Here is a 16,397-nt window from a genome sequence, read left to right as displayed (position 1 = left end):
CGCCCGGTTACATTCCGAACCCGGAAGCTAAGCCTTTCAGCGCCGATGGTACTGCAGGGGGGACCCTGTGGGAGAGTAGGACGCCGCCGAACAATTTTTGAAGGACCCTTGGTCCCAGCGTTCAGCGCTGGGACCAAGGGTCCTTTTGTTTTGCCCGAAGCGCGTCGGGTGTCCGGCTGCGCAAGAATGTCTGTAGTACCCCGATGACAGGAGCTCCACCCATGTCCACCAACTCTCCCGACGATCGTTCGGAGCGCGAGCCGCGTCGCCGGGACGGCGGTGACCGGGGCGGCTTCAGCAGCGGTCGCGATGACCGGTCTCGTGGACCGCGCCGGGATGACGACAACCGCGGTGGCGGTTTCCGCCGTGACGACCGTCCCTCCGGCGGCGGTGGCTTCCGCCGCGACGACCGGGACCGTGGTCCGCGTCGCGACGACACCCGCGGCGGCGGCTCCGCCGGCGGCGGTTTCCGCCGCGACGATCGTGGGGGCGGTTCCGGCGGTGGCTTCCGTCGTGATGACAGCCGTGGCGGTTCCACCGGTGGCGGTTTCCGCCGCGATGACCGTGGCGGTGGCTTCGACAACCGCGGTGGTGGGTTCCGTCGTGATGACCGTGCGCCGCGTCGTGATGACGACCGCGGTGGCCGGCCGGGTGGCTACGAGCGCCGCGACGACCGGCGCGACGACCGTCCCTCCGGCGGCGGTGGCTTCCGGCGTGACGACCGGGACCGTGGTCCGCGCCGGGATGACGACAACCGCAGTGCCGGTTTCCGTCGTGACGACCGCCCCTCCGGCGGCTTCCGCCGCGACGATCGGCGCGACGACAACCGTGGCGGTTCCACCGGTGCTGGTTTCCGCCGCGACGATCGTGGGGGCAGTTCCGGCGGTGGCTTCCGTCGTGATGACAGCCGTGGCGGCTCCTCCACTGGTGGTGGCTTCCGCCGCGATGACCGTGGCGGTGGCTTCGACAACCGCGGTGGTGGGTTCCGTCGTGATGACCGTGCGCCGCGTCGTGATGAGGACCGCGGTGGCCGGCCGGGTGGCTACGAGCGCCGCGACGACCGTCGTGACGACCGTCCCTCCGGCGGTGGTGGCTTCCGGCGTGACGACCGGGACCGTGGTCCGCGCCGGGATGACGACAACCGCAGTGCCGGTTTCCGTCGTGACGATCGTGGGGGCAGTTCCGGCGGAGGTTTCCGTCGTGATGACAGCCGTGGCGGTTCCACCGGTGGCGGTTTCCGCCGCGACGACCGGCGCGATGACAGCCGGGGTGGTTACAGCGGCGGCGGCGGTGGCTTCCGGCGGGACGACCGGGACCGTGGTCCGCGTCGTGACGACGACCGCGGTGGCCGGCCGGGCGGCTACGAGCGCCGCGACGACCGGCCCCGCGCTCCCCGCCGTGACGACAGCCGGCCGACGGGCGGCGGTTTCCGCCGTGACGACCGTGACCGCGACCGCGGTCCCCGTCGCGAGGACAGCCGTGGCGGCGGCTACCGCGGACAGCGGGACGACCGCGAGCGCGGCGGCTACCGGGGCCGTGACGACCGCGGGGGCCGGCCGGGCGGTTACGAGCGCCGCGACGACCGCGACCGCGAGCCCATCAAGCGGCTGCCCATCCCGGACGACGTCACCGGGCACGAGATCGACCAGGACGTTCGCCAGGAGCTGCTGAGCCTGCCGAAGACGCTGGCCGAGGACGTGGCGAGGAACCTCGTCATGGTGGCCCGGCTCATCGACGAGGACCCTGAGCAGGCGTACGCGTACTCGCGCATCGCTCTGCGGCTGGCCTCGCGCGTCGCCGCCGTCCGTGAGGCCGCCGGCTTCGCCGCCTACGCGACCCAGAAGTACGCGGAGGCGCTGGCGGAGTTCCGGGCGTCCCGGCGGATGACCGGCTCGGTGGAGCTGTGGCCGGTCATGGCCGACTGCGAGCGCGGCCTCGGCCGGCCCGAGAAGGCCATGGCGATGGCCGGTGAGCCCGAGGTGCAGAAGCTGGACAAGGCCGGCCAGGTCGAGATGCGTCTCGTAGCCGCCGGCGCCCGGCGGGACATGGGGCAGCTCGACGCCGCCATCGTCACGCTGCAGAGCCCCGAGCTGGCCTCGAACGCCGTGCACCCGTGGACGCCGCGCCTGCGCTACGCATACGCCGACGCGCTGCTCGAAGCGGGCCGCGAGGACGAGGCCCGCGAGTGGTTCGGCAAGGCGCTGGAGGCCGACAAGGACGGTGCCACCGACGCCTCGGACCGCCTCGCCGAGCTGGACGGGGTCGAGTTCGTCGACGCCCTCGACGAGCACGAGCACGAGGGTGGGGGCGCGGACCAGCACGTCGACACCGCGGCGCCCGCCGTGGCCGACGCGGACGGTGATGACGCCGACGAGGACGACGCCGACGAGGACGGCAAGTCCCAGGCGTAACGCATGAGAAGAGGGCGGCACCCCATCGGGTGCCGCCCTCTTCTGCGTTCCGGCCCGGTTCAGCCGAGGTGCAGGCTCCGCAGGACCAGGCCCGTCGCCGGCTTGGGGCCGAAGGACGTCGACTTGCGAGGCATGGTGACGCCCTGCCGGGCCAGGTCCCGGACGAGTTCCTCGCGTACCGGATGCATCAGCACCGCCGTGGAGCCGTGCCGTTCGGCCTGCTCCACGGCCGCCGCCGTGTCGTGGATGTAGGCGATGTGCGCCGGGTCGTCGGGGATCTGCCAGACGTGGTCGAGCAGCGCCGAGTGCAGGACCGTCGCGTCGAGCGTGCGCCATGCGGCCGGCCGGTCCGCCGGAATGGTGCGGGCCAGCAGCGCCTCGTCGGGCAGGTCGACCAGGTGGAAGCCCCCGTCACCCGCGAGCAGGAAGGCGTTGCCCTCGGCGGCCGCGCCGGCCAGCGCGTCCAGGGCGCGGGGGAGCGGCCCCGCCACCTCGCGTATCCGGAACAGGCCGGCCAGCGCGGTCAGCGCCTCGGCGACGGGCAGTCCGTGCAGCAGCCGGTGGATGGCGCGGACCCGGAGCGGGTAGCGGGCCGTGTCGACCAGGAGGACCAGGCCGTAGTCCCAGGGGCCCCGGCCGGTGTGTTCCTGCTGGAGCCTGAGGTAGGTGGCCCAGCGGTGGTGGCCGTCCGCGATCAGTGCCTGGTGACGGAGCAGGTCCGCCTCGATCTCCGCGCGCCCCGCGGGATCGGTGACCGCCCACAGCCGGTGCCGGAAGCCGTCCTCCGTGGCTGTGGCGAGCAGCGGCTCGCGGTCGACGGTCCGCTCGATGACGGCGGCCGCGCCCGTGGCGGTGTCCCCGTCGCTGCGGTAGGTCAGCAGCAGCGGTTCGAGGTGGGCTGCGGTGGCGCGCATCAGGTCGGCCCGCTCCTCGACGACATGCGCCATGACGTCCTCGTGCGGGAGCACGACGCCGTCGGTGGGCCCCGAGAGCGCCAGGGCGCCGATCACGCCCCGTTGCAGGATGCCGTCGCCGCGCTGCTCGTACACGTACAGGGCGGGCTCGGCGTCCGACGCGATCACGCCCTCGGCGAGCCAGTCGTCCAGGGTGGCGGCGGCCTGTGCGTTGCGGGCGGTGACCGTGCGGGCCTGCGGAAGGATCAGCCGGACGATGTTGTGCGGGTCCGCCGACTCCAGGTGCAGCAGCCCGTCGGGCCGTACGACCACGTCGTACGGGGGAGAGGTCACCGCGGCGAGACTGCCGACCCGCTCGGGGACGTACCGCAGTCCACGGAACGGAATCAGACGCAGTCCCCGGTCCGCCGTGCCTGGTGTCTTCATCCGTGCATCGTATGTGCGGTACGGGGATGCGCGATGATCGGGGGAGAAGCAGGCGATGAGGAGCACGGAAACATGAGTCAGGCGAGCAGGACCAGGCCGAGCGGCAGCAGCACCGCGTTGAGCGAGGCGTACGACACGGCGCTGCTCGACCTCGACGGTGTCGTGTACGCGGGCGGGCTGGCGATCGACCATGCCGTCGAGGCGCTCGGAGCGGCGCGGGACGGCGGGATGCACCTGGCGTACGTCACCAACAACGCGCTGCGCACCCCGGCCGCGGTCGCACAGCACCTGACCGAGCTGGGCGTCCCGGCCGAGCCCACCGACGTGATCACCTCGGCGCAGGCGGTGGCCCGGCTGGTCGCCGATCAACTGCCCACCGGGGCGCGGGTCCTGGTGATCGGCGGCGAGGGACTGCGCGTCGCGCTGCGGGAACGCGGCCTCGAACCGGTGGAGTCGGCGGACGACGACCCGGTCGCGGTGGTACAGGGGTACGGCGGGCCCGATCTGGCGTGGGGCCGGTTCGCCGAGGCCTCGTACGCGATCAACCGCGGGCTGCCGTGGTTCGCGTCCAACACGGACCTGACGATCCCGGGCGCCCGGGGGATCGCGCCGGGCAACGGTGCGGCCGTCGAGGTCGTCCGGATCGCGACCGGCGCCGAGCCGCAGGTCGCCGGGAAGCCGCTCCCGCCGATGCACCGCGAGACCGTCCTGCGCACCGGGGCCGAGCGGCCGCTGGTGGTCGGCGACCGGCTCGACACGGACATCGAGGGGGCGTTCAACGGCGAGGTCGACTCGTTGCTGGTGCTGACCGGGGTGACGGACGCGGCGCAGCTGGTGACCGCCCTGCCCCGGCACCGGCCGACGTACATCGACGCGGACCTGCGCGGGCTGCTCACCGGCCAGCCCGAGGTGACGGCGGACGGGGAGGGCTTCGGCTGCGGCGGCTGGACGGCTTCCGCCCGGGACGGCCGGCTGGTGCTGGAGGGCGACGGCGACGCGCTCGACGGGCTGCGGGCGCTGTGCGCGGCGGCCTGGTCGCAGGCGGGGGACGGGGCCTGTGACCTGGACGCGGAGAAGGCCGTGGCCAGGCTGGGATTGTGAGGGCGGGCCCGCGGCCCCGAGGGCTGGGTAGGCTAACCTAACCGGGTGTTGGTTGAAAGTCCCCCGGATTCCCGTTCCGGCCCGATAGCCGCGCCGGACAAAGCCGCCGCTCCCCGCAGGCGTCACGCGGCGAGAGCCGCGGGGCTCCTGGTGGCCGTGGCCGTCCTCGTGCTGGTGTGCTTCGCGTCCGTCGCGGTCGGTGCCAAGGCGCTGCCCCTCTCCGACGTGTGGCACGGCCTGTTCCACTACGCGGGCAGCGGCGACGACGTCCTCGTGCGCAGGGTGCGCATCCCCCGCACCCTGCTCGGGCTCCTCGTCGGTGCCGCGCTCGGCCTCGCCGGGGCGGTGATGCAGGCGCTGACCCGTAACCCGCTCGCCGAGCCCGGCATCCTCGGCGTCAACGCCGGGGCCTCGGCCGCCGTCGTCTCCGCCATCAGCTTCTTCGGTGTGACCTCGCTGACCGGCTACGTGTGGTTCGCCTTCACGGGCGCCGCGATCGTGTCGGTGGCCGTGTACTTCCTCGGCGGGAGCCGCTCCTCGACCCCGGTGCGGCTCGCGCTCGCCGGGACGGCCGTCACCGCCGCGCTGTACGGGTACGTCAACGCCGTACAGCTGCTGGACTCGGCGGCGCTGGACCGGCTGCGGTTCTGGACGGTCGGCTCGCTGGCCTCCGCGAACACGGAGACGGTCGGCAAGGTGTGGCCGTTCATCGCGCTGGGCGTCCTGCTGACCGTGTTCATCGCCCGCCCGCTCAACGCCCTGGAGATGGGCGACGACACGGCCAGGGCACTGGGCGCGCACCTCACCCGGACCCGTGTCCTCGCGATGCTCGCCGTCACCCTGCTGTGCGGGGCGGCGACCGCCGCGTGCGGGCCGATCGTCTTCATCGGGCTGATGATCCCGCACCTGGTGCGCAGCCTCACCGGGCCGGACATGCGGTGGATCCTGCCGTACGCGGCGGTGCTCTCGCCGGTGCTGCTGCTCGGCGCGGACGTGGTGGGCCGGATCATCGCCCGGCCGTCCGAACTCCAGGTCGGCATCGTCACCGCGCTGATCGGCGGGCCCGTCTTCATCCACCTCGTACGACGCAAGAGGATGTCCCAGCTGTGAGTGCCACGACCACGAAGGGGACGGCACACGCCGTCCGTCCGGTGCGGGCCGTGCGGACGCCCGGCGGATACTCGTTCCGGACGAACGCGCGAGCCGCCCTGGTGGTCCTGCTCCTGGCCGCCGTGGCGGCGGCAGCGGCGGTCGTCCTCATCGGCAGCGGCGACTTCTCGATGACGCCCGGCGAGGTCCTCACCACCCTCTTCGGCCACGGGACCTTCCAGCAGGAGTTCATCGTCACGGACCTCAGGCTGCCCCGGGTGCTCGTCGGACTCCTCGTCGGCGGCGCGCTCGGAGCCGGGGGCGCCGTCTTCCAGACCATCTCGCGCAACCCGCTCGGCAGCCCCGACGTGCTCGGTTTCGGCCAGGGCGCCACGGTCGGCGCGCTCACCGTGATCGTCCTCTTCCAGGGCGGTGCGGCGGCGGTCTCGGCCGGTGCGATCACCGGCGGCCTGCTGACCGGGGTCACCGTCTACCTGCTGGCGTGGAAGCGCGGGGTCCACGGCTTCCGGCTCGTCCTGGTGGGGATCGGCGCGGCCGCCATGCTGACGGCCGCGACCCAGTACCTGATCACCAAGGCCGACCTGGTCGACGCGACGCGTGCCGTCGTCTGGATGACCGGTTCGCTCGACGGCCGGGACTGGGCGCAGGTCTGGCCGCTGCTGATCGTCTGCGCCGTGCTGCTCCCGCTGGTGTACGGACACGGGCCGGCCCTGCGGGTCATGGAGATGGGCGACGACGCCGCGTACGCGCTCGGTGTACGGGTCGAACGCACCCGTCTCCTCCTCATGGGCTCCGCCGTCCTGCTCGTCGCCGTCGCCACGGCCGCCGCCGGGCCGATCGCCTTCGTCTCGCTGAGCGCCCCCCAGCTGGCGCGCCGGCTGACCCGCTCCCCGGGCCCCAACCTGGTGGCCGCGACCTTCATGGGCGCGGCGCTCCTGCTCGTCGCCGACTGGATCGCGCTCGACGCCTTCGGCGACCGGCAGCTGCCCGTCGGTGTCGTCACCGGGGTGCTGGGCGGCTGCTATCTCGTGTGGCTGCTGGTGACCGAGCGCAAGGCGGGACGCGTATGAGCTCCCGTGCCGGTACCGGCGCACCCGCCGGCCCCGCCACCCCCACCGAACCGACCGACCTCCGGAGTACGACCATGCAGCGCCTCACCGCGGACTCGGTGACCCTCGGATACGACCAGCGGGTCATCGCGGAGAACCTCTCGGTCGAGATACCCGACCACTCGTTCACCGTGATCGTCGGCCCCAACGCCTGCGGCAAGTCGACGCTGCTGCGGGCGCTGTCCCGGATGCTGAAGCCGAGCCGGGGCCAGGTGCTGCTGGACGGGCGGTCGATCCACGGGCTGCCCGCGAAGAAGGTCGCGAAGACGCTGGGCCTGCTGCCCCAGTCCTCGATCGCGCCGGAGGGCATCACCGTCGCGGACCTCGTGGCGCGGGGGCGGTACCCGCACCAGGGGCTGCTGCGGCAGTGGTCACCCGAGGACGAGCGGGTCGTCCGGGAAGCGATGGCATCGACGGGCGTCGGTGAGCTGGCCGATCGCTATGTCGACGAATTGTCCGGCGGCCAGCGGCAGCGCGTCTGGATCGCGATGGCCCTCGCCCAGCAGACGCCCCTGCTGCTGCTGGACGAGCCGACGACGTACCTCGACATCCAGCACCAGATCGATGTCCTCGACCTCTGCGCGGAGCTGCACGAGACCCGGGGGCGGACACTGGTGGCCGTCCTGCACGACCTGAACCACGCGGCGCGGTACGCCACGCACCTCATCGCGATGCGCGGCGGGGAGATCGTCGCGGAGGGGCCGCCGGGGGAGATCGTGACCGCGGAACTGGTGGAGCGGGTGTTCGGGCTGCGGTGCCAGGTGATCCCGGACCCGGAGACGGGGACGCCGTTGGTGGTCCCCGCCGCGCGGGCGCGCGTCGCGCGCGGGTCCTTGGCGGTGTGACGGGCCCCCGGGGCCGCGAAGTGCCCTCGATCGCCGGACGGGTTCGGACGCCGGCCGGTGCGGTCTGCCCGCCGGGTCCGAAGACGTCCTCGACCGCCGGACGGGCTCGGTCCCGCCGGCGTGAGTCCGTCCGCAGGACGTGAACTCGTTACAGCAATGACTTCAGTTTCAGCAGGTCCCGGAAGCCCGCCTCCAGGCGGACGCGGCCCGAGGCCCACGCCTTGGCGAAGTTCAGGTCGCCGTCGACCATGGCGACCAGGTCGTCGCCGGTCATCGCCAGGCGGATCTCCGCCTTCTGGCGTGGCGGGCCCTCCAGGGTGTCCAGGACCTGGATGCGGCCGCCGGACAGGCGACCGGTGAACGTGATGTCCAGGTCCCTGATGTGGCAGCTCAGCGAGCGGTCCAGGTCGGCGGCGCGGCGCACGTCGCCGTCGGCCCCCGCGAGGTTGTCGGAAAGTCTGTCGAGTGCGCTGCGGCACTCCGCCATGGTCGCCATCGTGATCGACGGTACCCCAGCTCTTCGCGGTAGCGTTTCCGCATGAGCGACCCGATGCCCGAGCCCGAGACGGATGCCCCGCCCGAGCCGGCCGAGCCCGCGGGGCCCGCGCCCCTCGGTGTCGTACGGACGCCGACGGGCAGCGCCGAAGTGGACGTGCTGCTGGAACGGCTGGCCGATGCCGACCACCTCGGGGCGGACGGACACACCGAGGTGTACGAGGATGTACACCGGGGCCTGCGCGAGGCGCTGAGCGCGCTGGACGCCGGGCCCGCCCCCGCACCGGGACCACCCGTACCGGTGCCCCCGTACAACCACAGGAGCTGAACCGAACGTGGCAGGAGTCGCCCGTCGCCGTCTCGACGCCGAGCTGGTACGCCGCAAGCTCGCCCGCTCGCGCGAGCACGCGAGCCAGTTGATCGCGGCGGGCCGGGTGACCGTCGGCGGCAGCACCGCGACCAAACCGGCCACCCAGGTCGAGACCAGTGCCGCCGTCGTCGTCACCAAGGACGACAGCGACCCCGAGTACGTCTCGCGCGGCGGCCACAAGCTGGCCGGCGCCCTCGCCGCCTTCGTCCCGCTCGGGCTGGAGGTCGAGGGCCGGCGGGCGCTGGACGCGGGGGCGTCGACCGGCGGGTTCACCGACGTGCTGCTGCGCGCCGGGGCCGCGCAGGTGGTGGCCGTGGACGTGGGCTACGGGCAGCTCGCCTGGTCGCTCCAGTCCGACGAACGCGTCGTGGTCAAGGACCGCACCAATGTGCGGGAACTGACGCTGGAGGCGATCGACGGCGAGCCGGTGGACCTGGTGGTGGGCGACCTGTCGTTCATCCCGCTCGGGCTCGTGATGCCCGCCCTGGTCCGCTGCGCCGCCCCCGGCGCCGATCTGGTCCTCATGGTCAAACCGCAGTTCGAGGTCGGCAAGGAACGGCTCGGCAGCGGTGGGGTGGTGCGCAGTCCCGAACTGCGTGCCGAGGCGGTACGGGAGGTCGCCCGCCGCGCGTGGGCGCTGGGCCTGGGGGTCCGGGGCGTGACGGCCAGCCCGCTGCCGGGGCCCTCGGGGAACGTCGAGTACTTTCTGTGGCTGCGGGCCGGAGCACCCGAACTGGATCCCGCGGATGTCGACCGTGCAGTGGCGGAGGGGCCTCGTTGACGACGAATGCGGCACGTACAGTCTTCCTTTTGGCGCACACCGGCCGCCCGGCCGCGATCCGCAGCGCGGAACTCGTCGTCCAGGGGCTGCTCCGCAACGGCCTGGGCGTGCGGGTCCTCGCCACGGAGGCGGCCGACCTGCCCCTGCCGCCGTCCGTCGAGACCGTCATCGATGCCACGCCCGAGGTGCTGAACGGCTGTGAGCTGCTGATCGTCCTCGGCGGCGACGGGACGCTGCTGCGCGGTGCCGAACTCTCGCGCGCCTCCGGGGTGCCCATGCTCGGCGTCAACCTCGGCCGGGTCGGCTTCCTCGCCGAGGCCGAGCGCGACGACCTCGACCAGGTCGTCGACCGGGTCGTCACCCGGGCGTACACGGTCGAGGAACGCATGACGATCGACGTCCTGGTGCACAGCAACGGGGCCGTCGTCCACACCGACTGGGCGCTCAACGAGGCGGCCGTGCAGAAGGTGTCGCCCGAGCGGATACTCGAAGTCGTCCTGGAGATCGACGGCCGGCCGGTGACCGGGTTCGGCTGCGACGGCATCGTGTGCGCCACGCCCACCGGTTCGACCGCGTACGCCTTCTCGGCCGGCGGACCCGTCGTCTGGCCGGAGGTCGAGGCGCTGCTGATGGTCCCGATCAGCGCCCACGCCCTGTTCGCCAAGCCGCTGGTGACCTCGCCCGCCTCGGTGCTCGCCGTCGAGGTCCAGCCGCACACCCCGCACGGGGTGCTGTGGTGCGACGGGCGCCGGACCGTCGAGCTGCCGCCGGGGGCGCGCGTCGAGGTGCGGCGCGGTGCCGTGCCCGTACGGCTGGCCCGGCTGCACCAGGCGTCGTTCACGGACCGTCTGGTGGCCAAGTTCGCCCTGCCCGTCTCGGGATGGCGGGGCGCGCCCCAGTGACCCCGGGCGGGGCGCACCATCCGGGCGCCCCGGCCGTGGCCCGTGTGCACGCGGGCGGTGAAACCTCGTATGGTCATGTCCGTGTTGGAGGAGATGCGGATACGGTCGCTCGGGGTCATCGACGACGCGGTGGTGGAGCTGTCACCCGGTTTCACCGCGGTGACGGGCGAGACCGGCGCCGGTAAGACCATGGTCGTCACCAGCCTGGGGCTGCTGCTCGGCGGGCGCGCCGACCCCGCCCTGGTGCGGATCGGCGCCAAGGCCGCGGTCGTCGAGGGCCGGATCACGGTGGCCGGGGGCGACGCGGTGGCCCTGCGGGCCGAGGAGGCCGGGGCCGATATCGAGGACGGCGCGCTGCTCATCAGCCGTACCATCTCCGCCGAGGGGCGTTCCCGGGCGCATCTGGGCGGCAGATCCGTGCCGGTGGGAGTGCTGTCCGAGCTGGCCGACGAACTCGTCGCCGTGCACGGCCAGACCGACCAGCAGGGCCTTCTCAAGCCGGCCCGGCAGCGGCAGGCCCTCGACCGGTACGCGGGCGACGGCGTCGCCGTTCCGCTGGCGAAGTACACGGCTGCCTACCGGCGGCTGCGGGAGGTCGCCGCGGAGCTGGACGAGCTGACCACGCGCGCCCGCGAGCGCGCGCAGGAGGCCGACCTGCTGCGCTTCGGGCTGGACGAGATCGCCGCCGTCGAACCGCTGCCCGGCGAGGACACGGAGCTGGCCGCCGAGGCCCAGCGGCTCGGCCACGCCGACGCGCTCGCCTCCGCCGCCGCCCTCGCGCACACCGCGCTGGCCGGCAACCCGGAGGACCCGGAGGCCCTGGACGCCACGACCGTGGTGGCCGCCGCCAGGCAGGCCCTCGACGGGGTGCGCGCGCACGATCCGGCGCTCGCCTCGCTCGCCGACCGGGTCGGCGAGATCTCCATCCTGCTCGCCGACGTCTCCGGAGAACTGTCCGGTTACGCGGACCAGCTGGACGCCGACCCGCTGCGGCTCGCCGCGGTCGAGGAGCGGCGCGCCGCGCTCACCGCCCTCACCCGCAAGTACGGGGAGGACATCACCGCCGTACTCGCCTGGGCGCAGGAGGGCGCGGAGCGGCTCACCGAGCTGGAGGGCGACGACGACCGGATCGGGGAGCTGACCGCGGAGCGGGACGCGCTGCGTGCCGAACTCTCCGGTCTCGGGCAGGCGTTGACCGACGCCCGGACGGCCGCCGCCGCGTCCTTCGCCGCGGCGGTGACCGAGGAACTGGCGTCCCTGGCCATGCCGCACGCCCGGGTGTCCTTCGACATCCGGCAGACCGAGGCGGCAAACGAGGCGTCCGGCATCGAGATCGGCGGACGCAACGTGACCTACGGGCCGTCCGGTGCCGACGAGGTCGAACTGCTGCTGGCCCCGCACCCGGGAGCCCAGCCCCGGCCGATTGCCAAGGGCGCGTCGGGCGGTGAGCTGTCCCGGGTGATGCTCGCGGTCGAGGTCGTCTTCGCCGGCTCCGACCCCGTGCCCACGTACCTCTTCGACGAGGTCGACGCGGGCGTCGGCGGCAAGGCGGCCGTGGAGGTCGGACGGCGGCTCGCGAAGCTCGCCAGGTCCGCCCAGGTCGTGGTCGTCACGCACCTCCCCCAGGTGGCCGCGTTCGCCGACCGGCAACTGCTGGTCGAGAAGACCGTGGACGGCTCGGTGACCAGCAGCGGCGTCACCGTCCTCGAGGGCGAGGACCGGGTACGGGAGCTGTCCCGGATGCTCGCGGGCCAGGAGGACTCCGAGACCGCCCGAGCCCACGCCGAGGAACTGCTCGCGACGGCCCGCGCCGACGGGTAGGGGTCGTCACGGCCGGGGCCGCGATGAGCGGTCCCGGCCGTCCGTCCGGGGCCGTGGCAGCCGTACGGGTGTCGTGGCGCCGCACACGCTTTCACCCGTGCGGGTGGTGTGGGGTGCCCGGTTTGTCGCGATGCGCACGGGAGGAACGGTTCCGTCGTGCCGGAACGCGCGTACGGACTGGCATCCTTGGCCGTGTTCGTACCCCCGACTCGGGAGCCCCGGGAGCCAATCGACGTGTCACAGCTGCGCACGGTCCAGGTGCTCGGTGGCGGCAGTACCGGCAGCAGCGCGCATGCCGGCTCGCTGGCCGCCGGGCTGGTCGCCCGGGGGGTGCGGGTCACGGTCTGCGCGCCGGCGGCCCTGGACCGCACCCACGACTTCTCCGCCACGGGTGCCGACTTCACCCCCGTGCCCCGGCGCAGTGACCCGGCGGCCGTCGCCTCGCTGCGCGCCGCCTGTTCCGGTGCGGACGTCGTCCACGCGCACGGCCTGCACGCCGCCGTCCGGGCGGCCCTGGCGATCGGCGGCCGGCGCGTCCCCCTGGTCGTCACCTGGCACACCCGGGCCCACGCCGAAGGGGCCCGCCGCCGGCTGTTGCACCTGCTGGAGCGAAGGGCCGTGCGCGCGGCGGCCGTTGTGCTCGCCACCTCCTCCGACCTGGTCGACCGGGCGCGCGCCCGGGGCGCCCGCGATGCCCGGCTCGCGCCCGTCGCCGCACCCCGGCCGCCGCTGCCCGCCGGGCCGCCCGCCGACAAGGTGCGTGCCGAACTCGGTGCGGTGGGGCGGTCGTTGATCGTCGCCGCCGGCAGTCTCGTGCCGCATCACGGCTACGACACCCTGCTCGACGCGGCGGCCTCGTGGCGCCTGCTCGACCCTGTGCCGCTGGTGGCCGTCGTCGGAGAGGGGCGGGAGCGGGCGGTGCTGCGGCGGCGGATCACGGCCGAGGGCCTGCCGGTCGAACTGCTCGGTGACCGGTCCGACGCCGCCGCGCTCCTGGCCGCCGCCGACGTGGCCGTCCTGCCCAGCCGCTGGGAGTCCCGTTCGACGATGGCCCAGCAGGCGCTGCGGGCCGGGGTGCCCCTGGTCGCCACGGCGGTCGGCGGCACACCGGAACTCGTGGGTGACGCGGCGGTTCTCGTGCCGTACGCGGACGCCGAGGCGCTGGCCGTGGCGGTGGCCCGGCTGCTCGGTGACCCGGCCGAGCGGGAGCTGCTGGCCGCCGACGGCCTGCGGCAGGCGGCGAGTTGGCCGACCGAGGACGACACGGTGGCCCAAGTGCTCTGCGTGTACGACGAGCTGGTCCAGCCGCTCGGCCGCCGGGAAGGCCGTTGACAGCCGCCGACCCGGCTGCGATCTTGAAAAAAACCGGCCGGGGCGGTCCGGTCTTCGGGCAGCCGGGAGGGCACATGGGCGGGGCGAGGCAGCCGTACGAGGACCGGGGCGCCGCCGTCGGCTCCCTGCCGGGGCCGCTCGTCTCCGCCGACTGGCTCGCCGCGCGCCTCGGCGCTCCCGGACTGCTGGTGCTCGACGCCTCGGTCGGCGCGCACCGGGGGAGCGGGCCGCGGATCGCGGGTGCCCGGGTCTTCGACATCGACGGCGCGCTCTCCGACCCCACGGGGCCGTTGCCGCACACCATGCCGGACGCCGGCCGGTTCACCGACGAGATGCGGGCGCTCGGCCTGAACGACGGGGACACCGCCGTCGTGTACGACGCCGCCGGGATCTACTCCAGCGCCCGGGCCTGGTGGATGCTCCGCGCGATGGGCTTCGACCGGGCCGCCGTCCTCGACGGGGGCCTGCCCGCCTGGACCGCCGCCGGGCTGCCGGTCGACGAGGGCACGCCGGAACCTGCTGCCGGGCGCGGCGGCTTCACGGCCCGGCCCCGGCCCGGCCTCCTCGTCGACGCCGCCACGGTGGCGGACGCGCTGGCCGATCCGGGCGCGGCGGTGCTCGACGCCAGGACCGGGGGACGGTTCGAGGGCACGGAGCCCGAGCCGCGTGCCGGGCTGCGCGGCGGCCATATGCCGGGGGCCGTCAGCCTGCCCTTCGGCCGGCTCCAGGACGAGGGGCGGATGCTGCCGCCCGACGGGCTGCGCGCCGCGTTCGCCGACGCGGCGGGCGACCGGGAGCGGCTGTACTTCAGCTGCGGGTCGGGCGTGACCGCCTGCGTGCTGGCGCTCGGGGCCGAGCTGGCCGGCTACCGCGACACGGCCGTGTACGACGGGTCCTGGAGCGAGTGGGGGCTGCCCTCGGCGGACCGGCCGGTCGCCACGGGGCTCGCGAAGGGCTGAGCCGCTCGTACGGCCGGGAAGGGCTTCCCGTACGGCTGGTACGACTCCGCCCGGCTGCCGGAGAGCGGCAGCCGGGCGGTGGGGGCGGGCGGGGAGGCCCCGGCCGTGTAGGTTCCGGTGAGCCGTGTCCTCCGGAGACTGAACGACCTGTGTTTTCGCGGCTCGATTCCGCGGTCGTGTCGGTGGTGCAATCCCGTCTCCGCGTCGTTTTCCTCAGCGGACGAGAAGCAGCACCGGCCGCCCAGTGTCGGTGGCTCTAACCGGCGGACTCCGGTCCGAAAACCCGCAGCAGCCGCCCGCCGAGCAGCACTGCGCAGGCCCCGACGGTCAGTAGCCCGCCGACGAGGAAGGTGCCCCGCACTCCGGCGAGCGGCAGGACCAGTCCGCCGAGCGCGGCGCCCGCTGCGATACCGGCGTTGTATGAGCCGGAGTTCGCCGCGAGTGCGATATCTGTGCGGCCCGGTGCGCAATGCAGCATCGCGTTCTGGGTGGTCATGAACACCGGTCCGAGTGCACTGCCCATCAGCGCCAGGAACACCACCGCTGCCACCGGCTCGGTGCCGACCGCATACAGACCGAGCATGCCCACCGCCTGTGTAGCAACGGCAGTGGTCAGTGCGGCTTGCGGAAAGCGGTCCAGCAGAGCCCCGGTGATGCTCACGCCGGCCAGACACGCAACCCCGAAAGCCACGAACAGGGCACTGACCGCGCTCGAGGAGAACCCGCTCACGTCGCCCAGGAACTTGACGACGTAGGTGTATCCCGCGAAGGCCCCAGTAGCGGATAAGGTCCCGGCCGCCAGAACGATCCCGAACCGGCGGACGTCGGGACTGGTTCCGTAAGCGGCGCTCTCCTCTTCCGGACGGGAGGTGGGCAGCAGAACGGCGATGGTCATCAGAGAGACAAGTCCGAGAGCCGCGAGCAAGGCGATGGGCACCTGCCAGTCGCTCTGCTGGCCCAGCCAGGTCCCGGCGGGAACACCGAGCACGAGGGCGAGCGAACCGGCGACGGACAGCGCTCCGACCACACGCCCACGGACCTCGGGCGCGAACAGGCCCACCGCGACCGGCCCCATCACGGCCCAGAACAACGCTTGGGCGAGCGCGGTCAGCAGCCGCGCGAAGAGGAGCACCCAGTAGGAGGTGGCCAGCGCTGCGACCAGGCTGGACACGACCAGCGCGGCCAGCAGTCCGGTGAGCACATGGCGTCGGGGCACGGCCCGCATGACATAGGCGAGCGGTAATGACGCGACGGCCACTGTCACGCCGTAACCGGTGACCAGGAGACCAACCGCTGACACCGACACTCGGAGGCTTTCGGAGATGAGATCCAAGAGGCCGATCGGCAGGTTTTCCGCCGTGTTGAGGGTGAAGGCGGCCAGCATCAGGGCCACGAGCACCGCCGCCCTGTGCCACAGAGGCAGATGCATGGTGCTTCCTGACCTCGCCCGTTCCGCCTGCTCCGTGGCACCGTTCATGTAGGTAGCTCACCGGGCTGCCCGGTCCCGCCGCAACCGAATTCATCTGCCGTGCAGGCAGCTCGGAGGGCAATTGACGCAAAGCGAGATCCTCCTGACCTGGGATTTCACGTATCGGTCCCACATCTGTGTCGTTGGTCTTGTCCCGTGGTGCTGCGGTTTTCCTCAGCCATGAGTGCGGCATGTGGATCGTGGCCATGGCTTGGTGTGCCGCAGCGGTAAGTGAGTAGTAGGTGCGTCGGCGGGCGGAGCCTGAAGTTCCCCCCGCGGACTGGACAGCGGGTGTTTACGCTGCCGGGGCGAGGTTCTGCCTGAGCAGGGATCTCGTTTCGAGCGGGGTGACG

At 73.3% G+C, this 16,397-nt stretch carries 15 protein-coding genes and 1 rRNA gene; 13 read left to right on the top strand and 3 right to left on the bottom strand.

The window, feature by feature from the left end:
- From rrf to ABZ564_RS31850, 3 genes are all read left to right on the top strand, one after another.
- A 5S ribosomal RNA gene (rrf, locus tag ABZ564_RS31860) occupies positions 1–92 on the top strand; the annotation flags it as partial.
- A gap of 217 nt (positions 93–309) precedes the next feature.
- Positions 310–1,671, top strand: coding sequence for a hypothetical protein (locus ABZ564_RS31855; protein WP_360862865.1), 1,362 nt, complete (start codon positions 310–312; stop codon positions 1,669–1,671).
- Positions 1,608–2,411, top strand: coding sequence for a tetratricopeptide repeat protein (locus ABZ564_RS31850; RefSeq protein WP_360862864.1), 804 nt, complete (start codon positions 1,608–1,610; stop codon positions 2,409–2,411). The genes ABZ564_RS31855 and ABZ564_RS31850 overlap by 64 nt, the downstream gene beginning before the upstream one ends.
- Positions 2,412–2,470: 59 nt before the next feature.
- On the opposite strand, the gene ABZ564_RS31845 is transcribed toward ABZ564_RS31850, so the two are convergent.
- Positions 2,471–3,751 (bottom strand): DUF1015 domain-containing protein, encoded by a 1,281-nt coding sequence (locus tag ABZ564_RS31845; RefSeq protein ID WP_360862858.1) that lies wholly within the window; start codon positions 3,749–3,751, stop codon positions 2,471–2,473.
- Between the two features lie 72 nt (positions 3,752–3,823).
- On the opposite strand from ABZ564_RS31845, the gene ABZ564_RS31840 reads away from it, so the two are divergent.
- The 4 genes from ABZ564_RS31840 to ABZ564_RS31825 all read left to right on the top strand — a co-directional run bounded on the left by ABZ564_RS31840 (position 3,824) and on the right by ABZ564_RS31825 (position 7,916).
- Positions 3,824–4,852 (top strand): HAD hydrolase-like protein, encoded by a 1,029-nt coding sequence (locus ABZ564_RS31840; RefSeq protein WP_360862856.1) that lies wholly within the window; start codon positions 3,824–3,826, stop codon positions 4,850–4,852.
- A 150-nt stretch (positions 4,853–5,002) separates the two neighbouring features.
- Positions 5,003–5,962, top strand: coding sequence for an iron chelate uptake ABC transporter family permease subunit (locus ABZ564_RS31835; RefSeq protein ID WP_360862855.1), 960 nt, complete (start codon positions 5,003–5,005; stop codon positions 5,960–5,962).
- Positions 5,959–7,032: an iron chelate uptake ABC transporter family permease subunit gene (locus ABZ564_RS31830; RefSeq protein ID WP_360862853.1), complete on the top strand. Its 1,074-nt coding sequence runs from the start codon at positions 5,959–5,961 to the stop codon at positions 7,030–7,032. The genes ABZ564_RS31835 and ABZ564_RS31830 overlap by 4 nt, the downstream gene beginning before the upstream one ends.
- A gap of 74 nt (positions 7,033–7,106) precedes the next feature.
- The gene (locus ABZ564_RS31825) at positions 7,107–7,916 is read left to right on the top strand and encodes an ABC transporter ATP-binding protein (RefSeq protein ID WP_360862862.1); all 810 of its coding nucleotides are present in this window, start codon (positions 7,107–7,109) and stop codon (positions 7,914–7,916) included.
- Positions 7,917–8,064: 148 nt separating this feature from the next.
- Here ABZ564_RS31825 and ABZ564_RS31820 read toward each other — a convergent pair whose 3' ends face one another.
- Positions 8,065–8,412, bottom strand: a complete 348-nt coding sequence (locus ABZ564_RS31820; RefSeq protein ID WP_360862852.1) for an SCP2 sterol-binding domain-containing protein — start codon at positions 8,410–8,412, stop codon at positions 8,065–8,067.
- 54 nt (positions 8,413–8,466) lie between these two features.
- Between ABZ564_RS31820 and ABZ564_RS31815 the strand changes: the two genes are divergently transcribed.
- From ABZ564_RS31815 to ABZ564_RS31790, 6 genes are all read left to right on the top strand, one after another.
- Complete coding sequence (locus tag ABZ564_RS31815; protein WP_360862860.1) at positions 8,467–8,739, top strand: hypothetical protein; 273 nt, start codon at positions 8,467–8,469, stop codon at positions 8,737–8,739.
- A 7-nt stretch (positions 8,740–8,746) separates the two neighbouring features.
- A complete protein-coding gene (locus tag ABZ564_RS31810; RefSeq protein WP_360862851.1) occupies positions 8,747–9,562 on the top strand; it encodes a TlyA family RNA methyltransferase in 816 nt (271 codons plus the stop codon).
- Positions 9,559–10,464 carry an NAD kinase gene (locus ABZ564_RS31805; protein ID WP_360862849.1) on the top strand — a complete coding sequence of 302 codons (906 nt, stop codon included), beginning with the start codon at positions 9,559–9,561 and terminating at the stop codon, positions 10,462–10,464. The genes ABZ564_RS31810 and ABZ564_RS31805 overlap by 4 nt, the downstream gene beginning before the upstream one ends.
- A 75-nt stretch (positions 10,465–10,539) precedes the next feature.
- Positions 10,540–12,285 carry a DNA repair protein RecN gene (gene recN, locus ABZ564_RS31800; RefSeq protein ID WP_360862847.1) on the top strand — a complete coding sequence of 582 codons (1,746 nt, stop codon included), beginning with the start codon at positions 10,540–10,542 and terminating at the stop codon, positions 12,283–12,285.
- A gap of 234 nt (positions 12,286–12,519) precedes the next feature.
- Entirely contained in the window at positions 12,520–13,617 is a 1,098-nt protein-coding gene (locus ABZ564_RS31795) for a glycosyltransferase family 4 protein (RefSeq protein WP_360862845.1), read from the top strand.
- Between the two features lie 74 nt (positions 13,618–13,691).
- Positions 13,692–14,576, top strand: coding sequence for a sulfurtransferase (locus ABZ564_RS31790; protein WP_360862844.1), 885 nt, complete (start codon positions 13,692–13,694; stop codon positions 14,574–14,576).
- 256 nt (positions 14,577–14,832) lie between these two features.
- Here ABZ564_RS31790 and ABZ564_RS31785 read toward each other — a convergent pair whose 3' ends face one another.
- Positions 14,833–16,005, bottom strand: coding sequence for an MFS transporter (locus ABZ564_RS31785; RefSeq protein WP_360862843.1), 1,173 nt, complete (start codon positions 16,003–16,005; stop codon positions 14,833–14,835).
- Between the last annotated feature and the right edge of the window lie 392 nt (positions 16,006–16,397).

Source organism: Streptomyces sp. NPDC019224, from assembly GCF_040632605.1.
Lineage (GTDB): Bacteria > Actinomycetota > Actinomycetes > Streptomycetales > Streptomycetaceae > Streptomyces.
This window is presented reverse-complemented; position numbering and strand designations above follow the sequence as displayed.

Bases quoted from the DNA above. Each gene is read 5' to 3' on its own strand.
- ABZ564_RS31855 (WP_360862865.1), top strand. From the start codon at position 310: ATGACCGGTCTCGTGGACCGCGCCGGGATGACGACAACCGCGGTGGCG.
- ABZ564_RS31845 (WP_360862858.1), bottom strand. From the start codon at position 3,751: ATGAAGACACCAGGCACGGCGGACCGGGGACTGCGTCTGATTCCGTTC.
- ABZ564_RS31840 (WP_360862856.1), top strand. From the start codon at position 3,824: ATGAGTCAGGCGAGCAGGACCAGGCCGAGCGGCAGCAGCACCGCGTTG.
- ABZ564_RS31825 (WP_360862862.1), top strand. From the start codon at position 7,107: ATGCAGCGCCTCACCGCGGACTCGGTGACCCTCGGATACGACCAGCGG.
- ABZ564_RS31820 (WP_360862852.1), bottom strand. From the start codon at position 8,412: ATGGCGACCATGGCGGAGTGCCGCAGCGCACTCGACAGACTTTCCGAC.
- ABZ564_RS31815 (WP_360862860.1), top strand. From the start codon at position 8,467: ATGCCCGAGCCCGAGACGGATGCCCCGCCCGAGCCGGCCGAGCCCGCG.
- recN (WP_360862847.1), top strand. From the start codon at position 10,540: ATGTCCGTGTTGGAGGAGATGCGGATACGGTCGCTCGGGGTCATCGAC.
- ABZ564_RS31790 (WP_360862844.1), top strand. From the start codon at position 13,692: ATGGGCGGGGCGAGGCAGCCGTACGAGGACCGGGGCGCCGCCGTCGGC.
- ABZ564_RS31785 (WP_360862843.1), bottom strand. From the start codon at position 16,005: ATGCATCTGCCTCTGTGGCACAGGGCGGCGGTGCTCGTGGCCCTGATG.